Source organism: Gordonia sp. VNK1, assembly GCF_040049135.1.
Lineage (GTDB): Bacteria > Actinomycetota > Actinomycetes > Mycobacteriales > Mycobacteriaceae > Gordonia > Gordonia oleivorans.
Window position 1 is genome coordinate 68,622 of record NZ_JBDZDJ010000011.1, and the last position, 18,793, is coordinate 87,414.

The window sequence follows — 18,793 nt, forward strand, 5'->3', positions numbered from 1 at the left end:
TATATTCTCGGGCGCGAAACCCGATGCGCGACTTTAACATCTCTTTACTAATGCTTGCCTGATGCTCGCGGTCCCGCGTTGACGGCGCTCTCCTCGAGGTTGACAGCGCTGTCGGCAGTGGAGCCGGTATCCGAAGTGATTGTTGCGTAGTCGAATCCAAGGTCGGCAGAGCGCTGTCAGTTAAGAACCGGGCGCTGTCAGTGAGCAGGAGAGCGCTGTCGGTGAGGAGTCGGGCGCCGTCAACGGTGCGGTGAGCGCTGTCAGTCGGGGCCGATCTCACGGCGGTCGGCCGTCTCCAGAATGGCCGCCTCGAGCCGGGAATGGTGAACGCGGGCGACCTGGAGAACCGCGGCGGTGTCACGGTCGGCGAATGCCACGAGCATCGCCTCGTGATCGGCGTTGAGCAGCGTCTGCGTCGACGCGCTGACGCTGCGCATGACCTGGAACGGTTCGGTGAGATTCCAGGTCGATTCGAACATCGACAGGAGTCGCGGCATCCCGCACGGGTCGGTGAGATGGGCGTGGAACTGCCGGGAGATGTCGTGGAAGGACTTGCCGTCGCCCCATTTGGTGGCGGTCAGCAACTGTTCGTGACAACCGCGGGCCGCGGCGATGTCGGCGTCGGTCACCCGCTCCACCGACTGCGCCAGTGCGGCCTGCTCGAGCACGCCACGCACGAAGTAGATCTCCTTGAGTTCCTCGGTGGACAGCTGGCTCACCCGGTAGCCGGAGTTGCGCTGGTGGACCACGAGACCCTCGCCGACAAGGGTTTTCAGTGCCTCGCGCACCGGGATGGGACTCACCCGGTACGCGTCGGCGACCTCGCCGGGCGGAATGGTGGTGCCCGGGGGTGCGCCGCCCGACAGGATCAGGCTGCGCAACTCCTCCTCGATGGTCGAATGATCGCTGCGGGAACGCACTTCGACAAGCCGGGAGACGAGTGGGTTGGGCCGGCGACGGTTCACGACGGTCCCCGTCCGAATCCGGATCCGGCGCCGTCCCAACCGAATCCGGCTGCCCGTGCATTCTGCAGCGACGCGGCGTGGGCTTCCCGGGCCGACGGGTGCCGTCGGATCCAGTCGGCGATCGCGTTGGTCATCCGCTGCTGATTGTCACGGATGACGATCTCGTGGCCCTCGTCGCCGAACATCAGCAGCTCGGCGGTCAGTCCGCGGGCACGCAACTCGTGCACGATCTGCTGGGACTCGCTGACCGGCACATTGGTGTCGTGGGCGCCGTGGATCACGAGCAGGGGAGCGCGGACCTCGTCGATGCGGTGGATCGGGGAGAGGTCACGCAGCAACTCCCGATCCGATTCGGGGTGACCGTATTTGGTGTAGGCGGCCACCGCGATCCACGGCTCGGTGTTGCGGAAGAAGGACTCAAGGTCACTCATCCCGCAGATCGCGATGCCGGCCGCGAACAGCTCCGGATGGAACGTCACACACGCCATGGTCAGATAGCCGCCGTAGGAGCGGCCCGACACGTACAATGCATCGGGGTCGGCAATGTTGTTGTCGGACAAGTACAGTGCGCAGTCGGCGGCGTCGTCGATGCCGGCGTAGCGGCCGTAGCGATCGTCGGCGTGGGAGAACAGTCGCCCATACCCGGACGAGCCGCGGACATTCGGGGCGAACACGCCGATGCCGGCATCGACGAGGGGGCCGAACAGGAAGTGATAGTCGGGCCGGGTCTGGGCCTCGGGGCCACCGTGGAAGTACAGCAGGTACGGCGTCGGCCCGGCATCGGGATCAGCGGCCGCGTCGATACGCGGCCGAAACAGCCAGCCGGACAACTCCATTCCGTCCCGGGCGGAGAAGGTGTGCAATTCCGGGCGCAGCGCATGCGACGGGCCGGTGCCGACGACGATGTCGTCGCGGACGGCGGTCACCTCGCGTGACGCGGTGTTGATGAGGTGCACCAGCGGTGAACGTTGCGGGCTCGACACCGTCAGGGCGATCAGGGTGCCGGCCGCCGAGATCGACAGCTGCGAGCCCACCTCCCCGGGCAGCGGGATCGGATCGTGCAGCGTCTGATCCGGCAGGGTCATGATCTGTAACTCGCTGCGGCCGTCCACATTCCACAGCATGGCGATGGTCGACTGATCGTGGCTGACCGCGAACCCGTCGAGACCGACGTCGACGCGCTGCGCCAGCACGCGTACCCGCGTGCCGTGGCAGCCGACCTCCACACCGAGCAGGCGGGGGAACTTGGCGTCGAAGTCGCTGCGCACCACCGCCTGTACCGAGTCCAGGTCGCGTTCGACGTCCTGCGGCGGTCGCACGAACACCAGCGACGGATGGTCGAAACCCTGGTCGAGGATGTATCCGTCGTCGGTCACCGAGCCCGGGTCGTTGGGCAACAGGGTGGTCATCTCGACCTCGGGATCGTCGCCGTAACCGAGTTGTACCCGTGCTGCGGAACGCCGGCGGGGTGAGGGGGTCGGCGAGATACCGTTTGCCGGTGCGTGATTCGGACCCGAGCGGTCGTGTGTCTCGGTTCGATCGCGACGCCGTAGGAGCAGCATGTCGTGATATCCGCGTGGTCCGACGCGCAGCAGTGTCGCGCCCTTCCATGAGTCGATGAGCGCGCCCCCGACGCGGACGTCGAGGGTCTGGGTGGTGCCGGTGCTCGGGTGGATCCGCAGGGAATGGGCGGTCCCGTCAGTGTCGGTGGCGGTGATCAGCACCCAATCGGTGTCCCAGCCGACGAGGGTGACGGTGCCGAAAGACCGTCCGCCGCCCGGTGAATACGGATCGCCGTCGGACCGGGTGGCGGCCACCCGGTGTGCGGTGTCGTCGTCGGGGTCGGTGGTGACCACCCAGACCTGATGGTGCTCACCGCCGCCCGGCGCCAACTCGACGGCCAGCCACTGGCCGTCGCTGGAGTGCACGAGTTTGCGGACCGGTCCGGTGGCCGGCACCCGCACCCAGCGCAGCTCGCCGACGCCTTCCGGGGTGAGGATACGTTGTGCGGCACGGGGATACCCGGTGCCGTCGTCGACGATGTAGGCGAACGCCGATCCGTCCGGTGACACCGACGGCGCATAGGTGTGCCAGCCGGTCTCATCGAAACGCACCGAATGCGCGGGATCGGTGGGAGCGGCCTCGATCCCGAAGGGTTCGGCCGGATCCGGAACGGACGCGGTCACGGTGCGGTGATGTCTTCCATCGACTGCAGCCACATCTCCAGCATGGCGACCTGCCACAGTTCGTTGCCGTCGAGGGTGGTGCGAATCCCGTTGGGATCGGCGAAGAGTCGATCCAGCGCCGCCGGACGGTACAGACCGCGGTCCACCGCCGAGCGGGTCTTGAGGGCATCGGCCACCAGGTCGAAGACCGGGCCCTCCAGATGCCGGATACCGGGCACCGGGAAATATCCCTTGGTGCGGTCGATGACCGCCGACGGCAGCAGGGCGCGGCTGGCCTCCTTGAGCACACCCTTGCCGCCGTGCGCGAGCTTCATGTCCGGCGGGCAGGTGGCGGCCAACTCGACGAACTCGTGATCCAGGAACGGCACCCGCGCCTCCAGGCCCCAGGCCATCGTCATGGTGTCGACACGCTTGACCGGGTCGTCGACCAGCATGATCGTGGTGTCCAGGCGCAGGGCGGCGTCGACGGCGGTGTTGGCGCCGGGTGCGGACTGATGCGCGTAGGCGAACTCCCAGCTCGGGTCGTAGTCGGAGTCGCCGAAGAGGTAGTCATCGGAGAGGATCGCGGTGATGTCCTCGTGCGACCGGTCGAAGAAGTACTCGCGATACGCCTTGGTGGTCTCCTGCCGGGCGATACCCGCCAGCGGCGGATACCAGGAGTAGCCGCCGAGGATCTCGTCGGCACCCTGACCGGACTGCACCACCTTGATCGATTTGCTGACCTCCTGGGAGAGCAGATAGAAGGCCACGCAGTCGTGGCTGACCATCGGTTCGCTCATCGCGGCGATCGTGTCGGGCACCGCCGGCAGCAGGCGGTCGGTACCGATGTGGATCTTGTGATGATTGGTCGCGAAGGTATCGGCGATGAGATCGGAGTACGCATACTCGTCACCGGATTCACCTGCCGCGGAATCGAATCCGATGCTGAAAGTGGCGAGGTCGTGCTGGCCCTGCTCGGCCAGCAGGGCCACCACCAACGAGGAGTCGACGCCGCCGGACAGCAGCACGCCGACCGGCACGTCGGCGACCATCCGGCGCCGGACCGAGGTCCGCAGCGAATCCAGGATCTCGTGCTGCCACCGTTTCTCGTCCCAGTCCGCTCGATCGGGGTGCGGTTCGAACACCGGCTCCCAGTAGCGGCGTTCGGTGCTGCGGCCGTCGCGGGTGATGATGCGCACGGTGGCCGGCGGCAGTTTCCGGATGCCGTTGTACATGGTGTGCGGTGCCGGGACGACCGCGTGGAAGCTGAAGTAGTGGTGCAGCGCGACGCGGTCGATGGAGGTGTCGACGTCACCGGCACGCAGCAGGGCCTGCAACGACGACGCGAACCGCAGTCGTCCCGGCGCCTCGGCCAGATAGAGCGGTTTGATGCCGAGGCGGTCGCGGGCCAGGGTGGTGGTTCCGGTGTCGGTGTCGGTGATCGCGAAGGCGAACATGCCGATCAGGCGGTCGACGCACTCCGATCCCCACGCGTGGAACGCCTTGAGGATGACCTCGGAGTCGGCGTGGGAGAAGAAGCGATACCCCATGCCCTCGAGTTCGGTGCGCAGCTCCTGATAGTTGTAGATGCAGCCGTTGAACACCATCGCCAGACCGAGCTCCGGATCGACCATCGGCTGGCTGCCACGCTCGGACAGGTCGATGATCTTCAGGCGCCGATGGCCCAGCGCGACATTGCCTTTCAGGTACACGCCGGCGGCGTCGGGTCCACGCCGGATCATCGCGCCGGTCATGGCCTCCACGGCGGTGACGTCGGGTACCGACCCGTCGAAGCGGATCTCACCGCAGACTCCACACATGTGATCAGTCCTTCCGTCGGTGCTGCGAGGTCATCGTCCCAGCCTATGAGGTCGGGCGCGGTGCGTCAGTGCAAGACGTCGAGGTGGGCGGGTCGGTGCTGGTCAGCGCGGTGTCACCCACGTCGTGATGTCGGCGTGGACGACCTCGGTGCCGTGCGTGTCGAGGATGCGGATCGACACCACCACCTCGGTGCCCTCGGTGATGGACTCGACGTCGAGCGGAGCGGTCAACGTCGCCTCCGCCGTCAACCGGGTGGTGGCCTTCGCCAGATACTGCGTCGACATCGCCTTGGGCAGCCACCGGTGGCTGGTCGGCAGGGTCGCCTCCATCAACATGCCCATCGCGGTCTCGGCGAGGTTGCAGGCGGCGATCGCGTGGAAGGTGCCGATGTGATTGTGGACGCCGAACCATTTGGGCGCGATGACGCGACAGAACCCCGGGCGCATGTCGTCGACGAGGGGCAGCACGGTGCCGAAGTAGGGGACGCGGGCGACCATCCCGACCGAGAACAAGACGTGTCCGAGGAGGTTGTCGGGCAGGCGGCGACGCAGTGCGTACGTGGCGCTGACGGGTGTGGAGTCGACCATGGCGACAACCTTACCGGCCGGTCAGTTGACTGATGGTCCCGGCGTCGCGGCTGTACGTCGGCTGGTAGATGCCCATCGACAAAGACGGCAAAACGGGCAAACAGTACGCCCGCGCACAGGGTTTTCGCAGCGGTCATCCATGTAATCATCACGAAATCGCTTGTAGCGTAACCACTTAGAAGCGGTGCTCCCGTCGCCGCCGCTCATTCGAAAGGATCTGAGGAATATGTCGACTCTCACTCTCAAGCGCACGGCCGCCGGGGTTCTCGCCGCCGGAGCCATCGTGACCGGAGTCGGCGCGGGCGCCGGCCTGGCCGACGCCGCGCCGACGCAGCAGCAGGGAACCCACCAGAGCCGGCCGCAGCAACAGCAACAGCAGCAGCCGCAACAACAACAGCCTCAGCGTCAGCAGCAGCCCCGCCGCCAGCAGACCCCGCAGCCGGCGCCGCGCCAGTCGACCCCGCACGGTTTCTGGTTCTTCGGATTCTGGATTCCGCTGCCCTGATCGGCTTGAGCGGGCGACCATGGATCCATGTCGCCCGCAGAGCCGCCCACGGCTCCGGAGGGCTCGTCGGCCCCGGAGAGCTCCCCGGCCCCGAGCTCCCAGACGTCGGGATCGCCGGGACGCCGTCGTGTTCCGTCGATCTGGTACACGGCGTCGATCCCGGTGATCGTCGGACTCATCATCTTCTTCATCCCCGCCCCCGACGGCGTCGACGCGAGCGGCATGCGGATGCTGGGCATCTTCGTCGCCACCATCCTCGGCCTGATCCTGCAGCCGTTGCCCACCGGTTCGGTGGCGCTGGTGGGATTGGCCGTCGCGATGATCACCAAGACGATGTCGGCCGCCGACGCCCTCGCCGGCTTCTCCAACACCACCATCTGGCTGATCGTGGCGTCGTTCTTCATCGCCGAGGGATTCATTGTCACCGGCCTCGGTAAGCGGATCGCGCTGCTCTTCGTCCGGGCGATCGGCAGGTCGAGTCTCGGACTGGCCTACGGCATGGCGGTCACCGATCTCATCCTGGCGCCGGCGACACCGTCGAACACCGCACGAGCCGGCGGCGTGGTGTACCCGATCGTCCGGTCACTGGCCATCCTGGAGGATTCGACCCCCGAATCCGATGCCTCGCGGCGCAAGCTGGGCGCCTACCTGCTGCTGACCGCGCTGCAGGTCAACGTGATCACCTCGGCGATGTTCGTCACCGCGATGGCCGGCAACCCGCTCGCCGTCGACGCCGCCAAGGACAAGGGCATCGAGATCAGCTGGGGGCAGTGGGCACTCGCCGCGCTCGTCCCGGGTCTGGTGAGCCTGATCGTGGTGCCGTGGGTGATGAGCAAGATCTACGCGCCGACGCGGACGAAGACCCCGGAGGCCCCGGAGCTCGCGCGGAAGCAACTGCGTGAGCAGGGCGCGATGACGGTGCACGAATGGATCATGGGCGCCACCTTCGTGCTCCTGCTCGTGCTGTGGTGCCTCGGCGATCAGCTCGACGTGGACGCGACGACGACCGCCTTCGTCGGCATCGCCATCCTGCTCGTCACCGGGGTGCTCACCTGGAAGAATCTGGTGACCGACACCGGGGCATGGCAGACGCTGATCTTCTTCGGTGTGCTCGTCGCCATGGCCGACGAACTACGCAAGCTCAAGGTGATCGACTGGGTCGGCGGCAAGGTGGCCGACAGCGTCGGCGGGCTGCCCTGGTTGGCGGCCTTCGCGGTGCTCACCCTCGTCTACTTCTACGTCCACTACCTGTTCGCCTCCAACACCGCACAGATCGTGGCCATGTACGCGGTGTTCCTGGGTGCGGCCATCACCGCCGGTGTGCCACCGTTGTTCGCGGCGTTGGTGTTCGGCTTCATCGGCAACCTGTTCGGCGGTCTCGCGCACTACTCCTCCGGGCCGGCGGGAGTGATGTACGGATCGGGCTACATCAAGACCACCGAATGGTTCCGTGTCGGATTCCTGATGTCGATCGTGATCATCGTCGTCTGGACCGCGGTCGGTGCGCCGTGGATGAAACTCATCGGCGTGTGGTGAGGGACTCGGCGAGCACCGTGGCGGTCAGCGGTAGTGGTCAGTCGGCCTTGTGCCGGAACGAGAAACGCAGAGCCTCACGGTTGACGCCGGCCACCGCGTCGAGCGGGATACCGGCCGGGCACACCGTCGCGCATTCGCCGTAGGTGGAGCACGGACCGAAGTCGGCCTCCATCTGGCCGGTGATCGCCCGGGCCCGCCTGCCGCGTTCGCGTTTGCCGTAGGTGAGGGCGGCAAGGTGCAGGAGTTTGGCGCCGGTGAACAGATGCGCGGCGCCGTTCGGGCAAGCCGCCACGCACGCGCCGCATCCGATGCACGCCGCATAATCCAGTGCGGTCTCACTGGTGTCGTGATCGACGAGGTGGTCATCGGCGTCGGTGGCCTGCCCGGCGTTGACGGCGACGTGGCCACCGGCCTCGATCACCCGGTCCAGCGCCGAGCGATCCACCACCAGATCGCGGATGACCGGAAAAGACTTGGCGCGCAACGGTTCCAGCTTGAGGTGGGTGATGTCACCGAAATGCCGCAGATGCTGACGGCACGACGGCGTGTTCGGGGTCGGGCCGTGTGGGCGGTCGTTGACCATCATCCCGCACGACCCGCAGACACCCTCCCGGCAGTCGGAGTCGAAGGCGATGGGTTCCCGGCCGTCGGCGACGAGGTGATCGTTGAGCCGGTCGAGGACGTCGAGCAGTGACATCTCCGGGGTGGCGTCGTCGAGGGTGTAGGTCTCAAACGTGCCGGGGGCATCCGCGTCGGGCTGGCGCCAGGCCTCGATGGTGATTTTCATCTGCGAGCCCACCTCACTTGTAATTGCGGGTCTGGAGTGGAACCGCGCTGTACGACAACGGTTCGGAATGGCGGATGTGTGCCCCCTCCGGGGTGGTCTCCCACGCGGAGGCGAAGCAGAAGTTCTCGTCGTCGCGCATCGCCTCACCGCCGGGCGTCTGGTGATCGACGCGGAAGTGGGCGCCGGCGGATTCGGCGCGGTCGAGGGCGTCGACGCACATCACCTCGGCGAGTTCGAGGAAGTCGGCGACCCGTCCGGCGCGTTCGAGTTCCTGATTGAACGCCCGCCCCGAACCGACCACCCGCACGTCGGACCAGAACTCCTCGCGCAGCGCGCGGATGTCACCGATCGCGGTGACCAGGCCGTCGACGCTGCGGGCGACGCCGCAGCCGCGGTACAGGATCTCGCCGAGCCGGCGGTGGAAGCGGTCCGGGCCGGTGGTCCCGTCGACGGCGATGAGTCGGGAGATGCGGTCGCGCACCGCCTCGGCGGTCTCGAGCACCGCGTCATGACCGAGATCGAGGGGCTCCTCGCCCAGCAGCGGCGCGAGGTAGTTCGGGACCGAGTACGGCAGGGTGAACCACCCATCGACGCAGGCCGACAGCAACGAGTTGGCGCCGAGCCGGTTGGCCCCGTGGTAGCCCCAGCCGACCTCGCCGCCGACGAACAGTCCGGGGATCGAGGTCATCTGATCGAAGTCCGACCACAGCCCGCCCATGGTGAAGTGTGCGGCGGGGGCGATCCGCATCGGCACCTCGTAGGGGTCCTCGCCGGTGGCGTCGCGATACATCGTGAACAGGTTGCCGTAGCGTTCGGCGATCGTCGGTTTGCCCAGTCGTGCCAGGGCGTCGGCGAAGTCGAGGTAGACGCTGTTGTGCAGGGGGCCGACGCCGTGGCCGGATTCGATCTGCTCGCGCGCGGCGCGCGAGGCCACATCACGCGGGGTGAGGTTGCCGTAGGTCGGGTACTTGCGTTCGAGGTAGTAGTCGCGTTCGGCCTCGGGGATGTCGCCCGGCGGGCGGTCGTCGCCGGGCTTCTTCGGCACCCAGATCCGGCCGTCGTTGCGCAGCGACTCACTCATCAGGGTGGTCTTGGTCTGCCAGGGTGCGCTGACCGGCAGGGCCGTGGGGTGGAACTGGATGAACGACGGTGAGGCCAGCAGCGCGCCGCGGCGGTGCGCGCGCCACGACGCCGTCGCATTGCAGTTGCGGGCGAGGGTCGACTGGAAATAGACGGTGCCGTAGCCGCCGGTGGCCAGGACCACCGCGTGGGCGGTTTCCGCGCCGATCTCCCCGGTCACCAGGTCGCGGGTGATGATGCCCTGGGCACGGCCGTCGACGACGATCAGGTCGAGCATCTCCTGGCGGGTGTGCAAGGTGACCGATCCGGCGCCCACCTGCCGCAGCAGTGCCTGTGATGCGGCCACCTGCAACTGCTGCCCGGTCTGGCCGCGGGTGTAGTAGGTGCGCGAGACCTGCACGCCACCGAAGCTGCGGGTGGCCAGCGCGCCCCCGTACTCGCGGGCGAAGGGCGCACCGATGGCGTTGAGGTGATCGATGACGCGCACCGATTCCTCGGCGAGCCGGAAGGCGTCGGCCTCGCGGCCGCGGAAGTCGCCGCCCTTGACGGTGTCGACGACGAAGCGGTGGATCGAGTCGTTGTCGACCTTGCGGGCGCGGGCGGCGTTGATGCCGCCCTGCGCGGCGACGCTGTGGGCGCGGCGCGGCGCGTCGTGGAAGGTGAACGAGGAGACGTGGTAGCCGAGTTCGCCGAGTGCGGCGGCGCAGCCGGAACCGGCCAGTCCGGTGCCGACGACGATCACCCGGAACTTGCGCCGGTTCAGCGGACCGACGACGCGGTAGGCGTCTCGTCGGCGCTGCCAGGCGGTGGCCGGGTCGCCGTCGGGTGCGCCGGAACCCAGCTCGCCGCCGAGAGTGCGCAACGCGTCGAGGTCAAGAGCGGGTGCAGCAGGTGCGGCATGGGTCATGTCAGTTCACCACTCCGGTCAGGACGGCCAGCGGGATCGTGATGTTGCCGAGCATGACGGCCGCGGCGATCAACGCGCCCACCACCGCCCAGATCTGGCGTAGCCGTTTGCCGGTGCCGCCGAGATCGTTGATCACGCTCCACAGGCCGTGCAGCAGATGCAGTCCCAGGAGCACCATCACCAGGATGTAGAACAGCGCCATCGGCCAGCGGTGGAAACTGTAGATGACGTTGTTGTAGGCGTAGGAGCGGTCGCGGGTGGCGGCCTCGTATCCGTCGGAGGCGACCGGCGTGGTGCCCGTCGTCAGATCCAGGATGTGGATGACGATGAAGACCAGCAGCACGATCCCGGTGTACGGCATGATCGTCGCCGGAATCCGTTTCCAGCTCATACCCTTTCGGCGGAATCGGCCCTTGGCCTTGTGAGAGCGGCCGATCAGCATGAACGACGCACCCACGTGTGCGATCAGGCAGGCCAGCAGTACCGCACGGAAGATCCACAGCGCGCCCTCGTAGGGGAGCAGTGGCTCGAGCAGGGTGCGCAGCCAGTGCGCGTAGTCGTCGAAGTGCTGCGCACCGGTGTAGATCTTCAGGTTGCCGATCATGTGGACCAGCACGAACAGTGCGAAGACCGTGCCGGTCAGGGCCATCGTCACTTTGAGGGTGACATTCGACGGCCGGGGTCGAGGTGCGCTCGGCATCGGGGTGACCGCGCGTGGGCTGGACACGGCGGGCATGCCGGCGCCGGACTGCGGTGTGCCGGACTGCGGTGGGATGAGCGTGCTCATGTCAGGCCTTCCCAGTCGGCTCGGGGCTGGTGAGCCGGGTGACGGGTCCCTTACCGTGCAACGGTAGGTGGATCGGGGCCGGGTTGCCGGGCGAATCGCCGCTTCGCTCAGCCTCGCCTGCACGCGCGCCCGCGTGAGACCGTCCGGCGGGGGGAGCCATCGCCCGAGCTCAGACCCGGATTTGAATCCCGACCCGCATGTGGTGCATACTTGTCGGGTTGCCTGACGGCGGACGCAGGGATTTCTTGCGGCCTTCTGCACCTCGGTGTGCCGGCGGGTGAATGACTCCCAGGCCCGGACAACGGGGACTGGGCGTGTAACGCGTGCTCCGAATTCGGTTCACGGCCACGACACGCCCGACCGCGGGTGCCGGAGCAACCAGGCTCGTCCCAGTGACGAGTCAACGTACAACGACAGATGAACAGCGTCGATCCCCGACTCTCACGCGAGGATCTCTGTGCCCATCGGCGATGTGTGTCGCCGCCTGAGCACGCGGTGTTTGTCTGTCGAGAACAACTGACGGAAGAGGACACAGCGTGGCGGGACAGAAGATCCGCATCAGGCTCAAGGCCTACGACCACGAGGCGATCGACGCTTCGGCGCGCAAGATCGTGGAGACCGTGACCCGTACGGGTGCACGTGTCGTCGGCCCGGTGCCGTTGCCCACCGAGAAGAACGTGTACTGCGTCATCCGTTCGCCGCACAAGTACAAGGACAGCCGCGAACACTTCGAGATGCGTACCCACAAGCGACTCATCGACATCCTCGACCCGACGCCGAAGACGGTCGACGCGCTGATGCGCATCGACCTGCCGGCCAGCGTCGACGTCAACATCCAGTAGGCGGGGGGCGAAGAGAATCATGAGCAATCAATCTGCGACCAAGGGCATTTTGGGCACCAAGCTCGGCATGACCCAGGTCTTCGACGAAAACAACCGTGTCGTTCCGGTCACCGTCATCGCGGCGGGCCCGAACGTCATCACCCAGCTGCGTACCGCGGACCGTGACGGCTACACCGCCGTCCAGCTCGCCTACGGCGCCATCGATCCCCGCAAGGTCAACAAGCCGGTCGCCGGTCAGTATGCGAAGGCCGGGGTCACCCCGCGCCGTCACCTGGCCGAGATCCGTGTTGCCGACGTCAGCGAACTCGAGATCGGTCAGGAACTGACCGCCGAGATCTTCGCCGATGGTGCGCTGGTGGATGTCACCGGCACCTCCAAGGGCAAGGGCTTCGCCGGCGCCATGAAGCGTCACGGCTTCTCCGGTCTGGGTGCCAGCCACGGCGCTCACCGCGTGCACCGCGCACCGGGCTCGATCGGTGGCTGTGCCACCCCGGGCCGCGTGTTCAAGGGCATGCGGATGGCCGGACGCATGGGTAACGACAAGGTGACCACGCAGAACCTCACCGTCCACAAGGTGGACGCCGAGGCCGGCCTGCTGCTGATCAAGGGAGCGATCCCGGGTCGCAAGGGCGGCGTCGTGGTGGTTCGCGATGCAGTGAAGGGTGGTTCCAAGTGAGCACCGCAACCAAGCTGACGCTCGACGTCAAGGCGGCCGACGGTTCGACCAACGGCACCGTCGACCTGCCCGCCGAGCTGTTCGACGCACCGGCCAACATCTCGTTGCTGCACCAGGTCGTGGTGGCCCAGCAGGCCGCCGCGCGTCAGGGCACGCACGCCACCAAGACCCGCGGCGACGTCCGCGGTGGTGGGGCCAAGCCGTACCGGCAGAAGGGCACCGGTCGCGCCCGTCAGGGTTCGACCCGCGCACCGCAGTTCGCCGGCGGTGGCACCGTGCACGGTCCGCAGCCGCGTGACTACAGCCAGCGCACCCCCAAGAAGATGAAGGCGGCCGCCCTGCGCGGCGCGCTGAGCGATCGTGCTCGCAACGAGCGCATCCACGTGATCACCGAACTGGTTGCCGGTCAGGTCCCTTCGACCAAGACCGCCCGCCAGTTCCTGGAGAGCCTGACCGACCGTCGCAAGTTCCTGGTCGTGCTGGGCCGCGAGGATCTGACCGCGTGGAAGAGCGTGGCGAACCTGGGCAACGTGCTGCCGATCGCCGCCGATCAGCTCAACACCTACGACGTCCTCGACGCCGACGATGTGGTGTTCAGCGTGGAGACGCTCAACGCGTTCATCGCCGCAAACACCAAGACCAACGCAGAGGAGGCGTGAGCATGGCTACCCAGGCCAACCCGCGCGACATCATCCTGGCGCCGGTGATCTCGGAGAAGTCCTACGGGCTCATGGAGGAGAACGTGTACACCTTCCTGGTGCACCCGGACTCCAACAAGACGCAGATCAAGATCGCCATCGAGGCGATCTTCGACGTGAGTGTCGACAGCGTCAACACCGCGAACCGGCAGGGCAAGCGTAAGCGGACCCGCTACGGCTTCGGCCAGCGCCGCTCGACCAAGCGTGCCTTCGTGACGCTGACGGCCGACAGCAAGCCCATCGAGATCTTCGGAGGCTCGGTCAGCTGACCGGGACTCTTGGAATAGAGGGACTTTCACATGGCTATTCGTAAGTACAAGCCGACGACCCCGGGTCGCCGCGGATCGAGTGGCTCGGATTTCGCCGAGATCACCCGCGACCACCCGGAGAAGTCGCTGGTGCGTCCGCTGCACGGCCGCGGTGGCCGTAACGCGCACGGTCGCATCACCACCCGTCACAAGGGCGGCGGTCACAAGCGCGCCTACCGTCTGATCGACTTCCGTCGCAACGACAAGGACGGCGTCAACGCCAAGGTCGCACACATCGAGTACGACCCCAACCGCACCGCGCGGATCGCGTTGCTGCACTACGTCGATGGCGAGAAGCGCTACATCATCGCGCCCAAGGGTCTGTCCCAGGGCGACGTGGTGGAGAGCGGTCCGACCGCCGACATCAAGCCCGGCAACAACCTGCCCCTGCGCAACATCCCGACCGGTACCCAGGTGCACGCCGTGGAGCTGCGTCCGGGTGGCGGCGCCAAGATGGCCCGCAGCGCCGGTGCGTCGATCCAGTTGCTCGGCAAGGAAGGCGCCTACGCCACCCTGCGTATGCCCTCCGGTGAGATCCGTCGCGTCGACGTGCGCTGCCGCGCCACCGTCGGCGAGGTGGGCAACGCCGAGCAGAGCAACATCAACTGGGGCAAGGCGGGCCGTATGCGCTGGAAGGGCAAGCGCCCGACCGTCCGCGGTGTCGTGATGAACCCGGTCGACCACCCGCACGGTGGCGGCGAGGGCAAGACCTCCGGTGGTCGCCACCCGGTCAGCCCGTGGGGTCAGCCGGAAGGCCGTACCCGTAAGAACAAGGCCAGCGACAAGCTCATCGTCCGTCGCCGGCGCACCGGTAAGAACAAGCGATAAGAAACAGGAGGAGGTAGAAGAATGCCACGCAGCCTCAAGAAGGGCCCGTTCGTCGACGACCACCTTCTGAAGAAGGTCGATGTTCAGAACGAGAAGGGCACCAAGCAGGTCATCAAGACCTGGTCGCGTCGTTCGACCATCATCCCGGACTTCATCGGTCACACCTTCGCCGTCCACGACGGTCGCAAGCACGTGCCGGTGTTCATCTCGGACAACATGGTCGGGCACAAGCTGGGTGAGTTCGCGCCCACCCGCACCTTCAAGGGTCACATCAAGGATGACCGGAAAGCGAAGCGCCGGTAATGACCACTCAGACCGATAACCCCACGGCACAGGCGACCGCGAAGTTCGTTCGCGTGACGCCGATGAAAGCGCGTCGCGTGATCGACCTGATCCGCGGCAAGAACGTCGACGAGGCACTCGACATCCTGCGGTTCGCCCCGCAGTCGGCTTCCGAGCCGGTGTACAAGGTCCTCGCCAGCGCCGTCGCCAACGCGGAGAACAACCAGGATCTGGATCGCCGGAGCCTGGTCGTCGCCACCGCGTTCGCCGACGAAGGCCCCACGATGAAGCGGTTCCAGCCGCGTGCGCAGGGTCGTGCGTTCCGTATCCGCAAGCGCACCAGCCACATCACCGTGGTCGTGGAGAGCTTGCCGGAGAAGGCCGGAGCGTCGCGCGGCCGTTCGCGTCAGCCGAAGAAGAAGGGAGCCTAGTAGTGGGCCAGAAAATCAACCCGCACGGCTTCCGTCTGGGCATCACCACCGACTGGAACAGCCGTTGGTATGCCGACAAGCAGTACGCGGACTACGTGAAAGAGGATGTCGCCATCCGCAAGCTCCTCTCGCAGGGGCTGGAGCGGGCCGGCATCGCCAAGGTGGAGATCGAGCGCACCCGTGACCGGGTCCGCGTCGACATCCACACCGCCCGCCCGGGCATCGTCATCGGTCGCCGCGGCGCCGAGGCCGATCGCATCCGCGGCGAGCTGGAGAAGCTGACCGGCAAGCAGGTGCAGCTGAACATCCTCGAGGTGAAGAACCCTGAGTCCGAGGCCCAGCTGGTGGCCCAGGGTGTCGCCGAGCAGCTGAGCAACCGTGTGGCGTTCCGCCGCGCGATGCGCAAGGCGATCCAGTCGGCGATGCGTCAGCCGAACGTCAAGGGCATCCGGGTGCAGTGCTCGGGTCGCCTGGGCGGCGCAGAGATGAGCCGTAGCGAGTTCTACCGCGAAGGTCGTGTGCCGCTGCACACCCTGCGCGCTGACATCGACTACGGCCTGCACGAGGCCAAGACCACCTTCGGCCGGATCGGCGTGAAGGTGTGGATCTACAAGGGCGACATCGTCGGTGGACGTCGCGAGCTGTCCGCAGCCGCACCGGCCGCCGAGGACCGTCGTCCGCGCCGCCCCAGTCGTCCCCGCCGCAGCGGTGCCTCGGGCACCACCGCCACGAGCACCGACGCAGGTCGCGCTGCCGAGGCACCTGCGGAGGCAACGGCCGGTGCCGGCGCCGAGAAGCAGGAGGGCTAGGCAATGTTGATCCCACGTCGGGTCAAGCACCGCAAGCAGCACCACCCGAGCCTGAAGGGTCAGGCCAAGGGCGGCACCAAGGTGACGTTCGGTGATTTCGGCATCCAGGCCATGGAGAGCGCCTACATCACCAACCGTCAGATCGAGTCCGCTCGTATCGCCATCAACCGGCACATCAAGCGTGGCGGCAAGGTCTGGATCAACATCTTCCCGGACCGTCCGCTCACCAAGAAGCCGGCCGAAACCCGCATGGGTTCGGGTAAGGGTTCGCCCGAATGGTGGGTCGCCCCGGTCAAGCCGGGTCGCGTGCTGTTCGAGATGACCTACCCGGACGAGCAGACCGCTCGCGAGGCACTGCGCCGCGCGCAGCACAAGCTGCCGATCAAGACCCGAATCGTGACCAGAGAGGAGAAGTTCTGATGGGACTCGGAGTTGCCGCAGCCGAGCTGCGTGACCTCAGTGACACCGATCTGGTCGACCGCTTGAAAGAGTCGAAGGAAGAGCTCTTCAACCTTCGGTTCCAGATGGCCACCGGTCAGCTCGACAACAACCGTCGCCTGCGTACCGTGCGTCGCGAGATCGCGCGCATCTACACGGTGATGCGTGAGCGCGAGCTGGGACTGGCGTCGGGACCGGAAGGCGATGACGCATGAGTGAGGACCAGAAGGTGACCGAAACCAACGAGACGACCCGGGCGCGCCGCAAGGAGCGCATCGGTTACGTCGTCAGCGACAAGATGCAGAAGACCATCGTGGTCGAGCTGGAAGATCGTACGCGGCATCCGCTGTACGGAAAGATCATCCGGACCACCAAGAAGGTCAAGGCCCACGACGAGAAGGGCGATGCCGGCATCGGCGACCGCGTGCGGATCATGGAGACCCGCCCGCTGTCGGCGACCAAGCACTGGCGTCTCGTCGAGGTGATGGAGAAGGCCAAGTAAGGCTTCTCCCAACGAGATTCATATCGAAGCGACCCGCTTCCGGCATTGTCCGGACGCGGGTCGCTTTGTTGCCGGCGACGAGGGTTCCGCGGAACGCTCCAATCGCCGCAGCGCTCACCGCAGACAGAGATCCATCCGCTGTCGGCGACCAAACGGTGCCTTGATCCGCGCATGACGGATGCGACCGTGCCCGTGCTGTGCCTGCCGGTACTGGTGTGGGCGGCTGTTGACGTGGCCCGATGTGACCGGGCCACTGCAGTTCGTGGTCGCGGGCTGCGCGCTGGGCAACCCGCACTGGCACATTCTGCCGATCAACGTAGATACGTCCGTGGTGCGGGCCGAGGGCATCACGCTGCGTGAGGCCGTGCAGGAACCGCTGCTCGGTGTCGGGAGCGGCATCGTGTGTTCGGTGCCACCCTGATCCCGATCGTCCCTCCCGTCATCGAGATCGGCGACATCGGCTGAGGGCGGCCTATGCGGCGCCGGCGCTCACCGTCCTCCGGATGCTCCCGGCGGCGCTCGCGCTGCTCGGCACTCGACTTTCGATGCGCGACGTGGCGCTCCTCCGCGCCGCATGACCGATCGCGCGCACGGGATTTGTGACGTCCCCGCATCAGATCGTGCCGAATCCGCCGAGGACGCAACCGCCTCGCCTGCGGTTCGTGATCAACGGGATTGACTTGTCCGGTGAGCGCTGACGCCGAGTTGAGTTCCCTGGCCGCCTCCGCGGATCGGTTGCGTGCGCTGGCCGCCGCATCCGAGTGGGGTGAGCGGTCGATCGCGCCGCTGGCCGAGGCGGCCGAGGAGATGATCACGGCCGCGAAGGCCGACGCCAACGGCGTCGGAGCGGCCGGCGCATCCGGGTACTGGGCCGGGCGGGCCCGTCGGCTCCTCGATGACGAGACGCCTCCGCCGGCCGCGTCGTCGGGTCCCACGGCCGCCGCGGACACCGTGATCGCCGTATCCGTCGCGCAGGCCGCACTGGCTCAGGCGGCACTCGTGGCGGCACACTCAACTCGGTCGGGCGACACCGACGAGGACGAGGGTCGTGAACTGATCGGCGGAATGCGTGACGCGTCGTCGCAGGTGCGGCGGCAGACGATCGGCGAACTCGGTCACGTGTTCGCCGACCGTCCGCACAAGATCTTGATCCGCCTCGCGATCACCCTGGGCGTGTCCATCGCGATCGTGGTGATCTATCGGGTCACCGGGCTCAGCGAGAAATACGACTCCTACAGCGCGTTGGCGTTGTTCCTGCTGTCGGCGGTCGTCGGCAGCAGCGTCTGCACCAATGCGCTGTGCGTCGACTCTCTCCGGGTGCGCGACGAGATCGAGGGCGGAGATCCGTTGTGGCGCATTCTGATCGGTAAGAATCTCGCCATGCTGGCGGTCACGCTGATCGCCGGTTCGATCGTCATCGGGGTGCTGTACCGGGTGGACGACGACGCCGGGGTGGGATCGATGTTCGATCAGCTGCTGACGATGACCTTCATCTGGCTGGGCGTCGGCAATGTGCTGTCGGTGGTGTATCCGCTGCGCGCCGAACCGCTGACGGCGCGGATCAAGGACGACACCTGGAAGGCCTACCTGCAGGGATTCGCGGTGTCCTATGTCGTGGGTCTCGCGGTGAACCTGATGATCTACTGGCGTCTGTGGGCCAAGGACGCGGCCTCGGACAACCTGGCCGGTGGGCAATGGGGCGCCTTGGCTGCCGTGCTGGCCAGTTCGGTCGGGGTGTGGGTGCTGCTGAGCGTGCTCGCCGTGGTGTGCGCGGAGTATCCGCCGATCCGTCGGGCGTTGTCGCGGGAGATGGCGGGACGGGGGTGATGACGCGGAATT

22 protein-coding genes are annotated in these 18,793 nt (G+C 66.9%); 15 read left to right on the top strand and 7 right to left on the bottom strand.

What is annotated here, in order from left to right; genetic code table 11:
• Positions 1-260 precede the first annotated feature (260 nt).
• From ABLE94_RS15120 to ABLE94_RS15135, 4 genes are all read right to left on the bottom strand, one after another.
• Complete coding sequence (locus tag ABLE94_RS15120; protein ID WP_348809152.1) at positions 261-965, bottom strand: GntR family transcriptional regulator; 705 nt, start codon at positions 963-965, stop codon at positions 261-263.
• A complete protein-coding gene (locus tag ABLE94_RS15125; protein WP_425476213.1) occupies positions 962-3,151 on the bottom strand; it encodes an alpha/beta hydrolase family protein in 2,190 nt (729 codons plus the stop codon). The genes ABLE94_RS15120 and ABLE94_RS15125 overlap by 4 nt, the downstream gene beginning before the upstream one ends.
• Positions 3,148-4,950: an N-acetylglutaminylglutamine amidotransferase gene (locus tag ABLE94_RS15130; RefSeq protein WP_348809153.1), complete on the bottom strand. Its 1,803-nt coding sequence runs from the start codon at positions 4,948-4,950 to the stop codon at positions 3,148-3,150. Before ABLE94_RS15130 ends, ABLE94_RS15125 begins: the two co-directional genes overlap by 4 nt.
• Before the next feature lie 102 nt (positions 4,951-5,052).
• Entirely contained in the window at positions 5,053-5,538 is a 486-nt protein-coding gene (locus ABLE94_RS15135) for a hotdog fold domain-containing protein (RefSeq protein WP_348805567.1), read from the bottom strand.
• 226 nt (positions 5,539-5,764) lie between these two features.
• Here ABLE94_RS15135 and ABLE94_RS15140 point away from each other — a divergent pair, with 226 nt between their 5' ends.
• Positions 5,765-6,043: a hypothetical protein gene (locus ABLE94_RS15140; protein WP_348805566.1), complete on the top strand. Its 279-nt coding sequence runs from the start codon at positions 5,765-5,767 to the stop codon at positions 6,041-6,043.
• A 27-nt stretch (positions 6,044-6,070) separates the two neighbouring features.
• Complete coding sequence (locus ABLE94_RS15145; protein WP_348809154.1) at positions 6,071-7,579, top strand: anion permease; 1,509 nt, start codon at positions 6,071-6,073, stop codon at positions 7,577-7,579.
• 37 nt (positions 7,580-7,616) lie between these two features.
• On the opposite strand, the gene ABLE94_RS15150 is transcribed toward ABLE94_RS15145, so the two are convergent.
• Genes ABLE94_RS15150 through ABLE94_RS15160 form a run of 3 tightly spaced genes read right to left on the bottom strand, consistent with a single transcriptional unit; the run spans position 7,617 to position 11,140 of the window.
• Positions 7,617-8,366, bottom strand: a complete 750-nt coding sequence (locus tag ABLE94_RS15150; RefSeq protein WP_348809155.1) for a succinate dehydrogenase/fumarate reductase iron-sulfur subunit — start codon at positions 8,364-8,366, stop codon at positions 7,617-7,619.
• 13 nt (positions 8,367-8,379) lie between these two features.
• Complete coding sequence (locus ABLE94_RS15155) at positions 8,380-10,353, bottom strand: fumarate reductase/succinate dehydrogenase flavoprotein subunit (RefSeq protein WP_348809156.1); 1,974 nt, start codon at positions 10,351-10,353, stop codon at positions 8,380-8,382.
• A 1-nt stretch (position 10,354) separates the two neighbouring features.
• Positions 10,355-11,140: a succinate dehydrogenase cytochrome b subunit gene (locus ABLE94_RS15160; RefSeq protein WP_348809157.1), complete on the bottom strand. Its 786-nt coding sequence runs from the start codon at positions 11,138-11,140 to the stop codon at positions 10,355-10,357.
• A gap of 536 nt (positions 11,141-11,676) precedes the next feature.
• On the opposite strand from ABLE94_RS15160, the gene rpsJ reads away from it, so the two are divergent.
• The 13 genes from rpsJ to ABLE94_RS15225 all read left to right on the top strand — a co-directional run bounded on the left by rpsJ (position 11,677) and on the right by ABLE94_RS15225 (position 18,781).
• Positions 11,677-11,982, top strand: a complete 306-nt coding sequence (rpsJ, locus tag ABLE94_RS15165) for a 30S ribosomal protein S10 (protein WP_003938093.1) — start codon at positions 11,677-11,679, stop codon at positions 11,980-11,982.
• A 19-nt stretch (positions 11,983-12,001) separates the two neighbouring features.
• On the top strand, positions 12,002-12,658 hold the full coding sequence (rplC, locus tag ABLE94_RS15170) for a 50S ribosomal protein L3 (RefSeq protein ID WP_348805561.1): 657 nt from the start codon (positions 12,002-12,004) through the stop codon (positions 12,656-12,658).
• Positions 12,655-13,317: a 50S ribosomal protein L4 gene (gene rplD / locus ABLE94_RS15175; protein ID WP_348805560.1), complete on the top strand. Its 663-nt coding sequence runs from the start codon at positions 12,655-12,657 to the stop codon at positions 13,315-13,317. Before rplC ends, rplD begins: the two co-directional genes overlap by 4 nt.
• A 2-nt stretch (positions 13,318-13,319) precedes the next feature.
• Positions 13,320-13,625, top strand: coding sequence for a 50S ribosomal protein L23 (rplW, locus tag ABLE94_RS15180; protein ID WP_348805559.1), 306 nt, complete (start codon positions 13,320-13,322; stop codon positions 13,623-13,625).
• Between the two features lie 30 nt (positions 13,626-13,655).
• Positions 13,656-14,492, top strand: a complete 837-nt coding sequence (gene rplB, locus ABLE94_RS15185) for a 50S ribosomal protein L2 (RefSeq protein WP_348805558.1) — start codon at positions 13,656-13,658, stop codon at positions 14,490-14,492.
• Between the two features lie 21 nt (positions 14,493-14,513).
• Positions 14,514-14,795 carry a 30S ribosomal protein S19 gene (rpsS, locus tag ABLE94_RS15190; protein WP_348805557.1) on the top strand — a complete coding sequence of 94 codons (282 nt, stop codon included), beginning with the start codon at positions 14,514-14,516 and terminating at the stop codon, positions 14,793-14,795.
• Positions 14,795-15,205, top strand: a complete 411-nt coding sequence (gene rplV / locus ABLE94_RS15195; protein ID WP_348805556.1) for a 50S ribosomal protein L22 — start codon at positions 14,795-14,797, stop codon at positions 15,203-15,205. The genes rpsS and rplV overlap by 1 nt, the downstream gene beginning before the upstream one ends.
• 2 nt (positions 15,206-15,207) lie before the next feature.
• Positions 15,208-16,014, top strand: coding sequence for a 30S ribosomal protein S3 (rpsC, locus tag ABLE94_RS15200; protein WP_348805555.1), 807 nt, complete (start codon positions 15,208-15,210; stop codon positions 16,012-16,014).
• Positions 16,015-16,017: 3 nt separating this feature from the next.
• Positions 16,018-16,434 (top strand): 50S ribosomal protein L16, encoded by a 417-nt coding sequence (gene rplP / locus ABLE94_RS15205; RefSeq protein ID WP_348805554.1) that lies wholly within the window; start codon positions 16,018-16,020, stop codon positions 16,432-16,434.
• Entirely contained in the window at positions 16,434-16,667 is a 234-nt protein-coding gene (rpmC, locus tag ABLE94_RS15210; protein ID WP_094600886.1) for a 50S ribosomal protein L29, read from the top strand. The genes rplP and rpmC overlap by 1 nt, the downstream gene beginning before the upstream one ends.
• Entirely contained in the window at positions 16,664-16,954 is a 291-nt protein-coding gene (rpsQ, locus tag ABLE94_RS15215; protein ID WP_348805553.1) for a 30S ribosomal protein S17, read from the top strand. Before rpmC ends, rpsQ begins: the two co-directional genes overlap by 4 nt.
• A 241-nt stretch (positions 16,955-17,195) precedes the next feature.
• Positions 17,196-17,375 (top strand): hypothetical protein, encoded by a 180-nt coding sequence (locus tag ABLE94_RS15220; protein WP_348805552.1) that lies wholly within the window; start codon positions 17,196-17,198, stop codon positions 17,373-17,375.
• Between the two features lie 266 nt (positions 17,376-17,641).
• A complete protein-coding gene (locus ABLE94_RS15225; RefSeq protein ID WP_348809158.1) occupies positions 17,642-18,781 on the top strand; it encodes an ABC transporter permease in 1,140 nt (379 codons plus the stop codon).
• Positions 18,782-18,793: the final 12 nt, after the last annotated feature.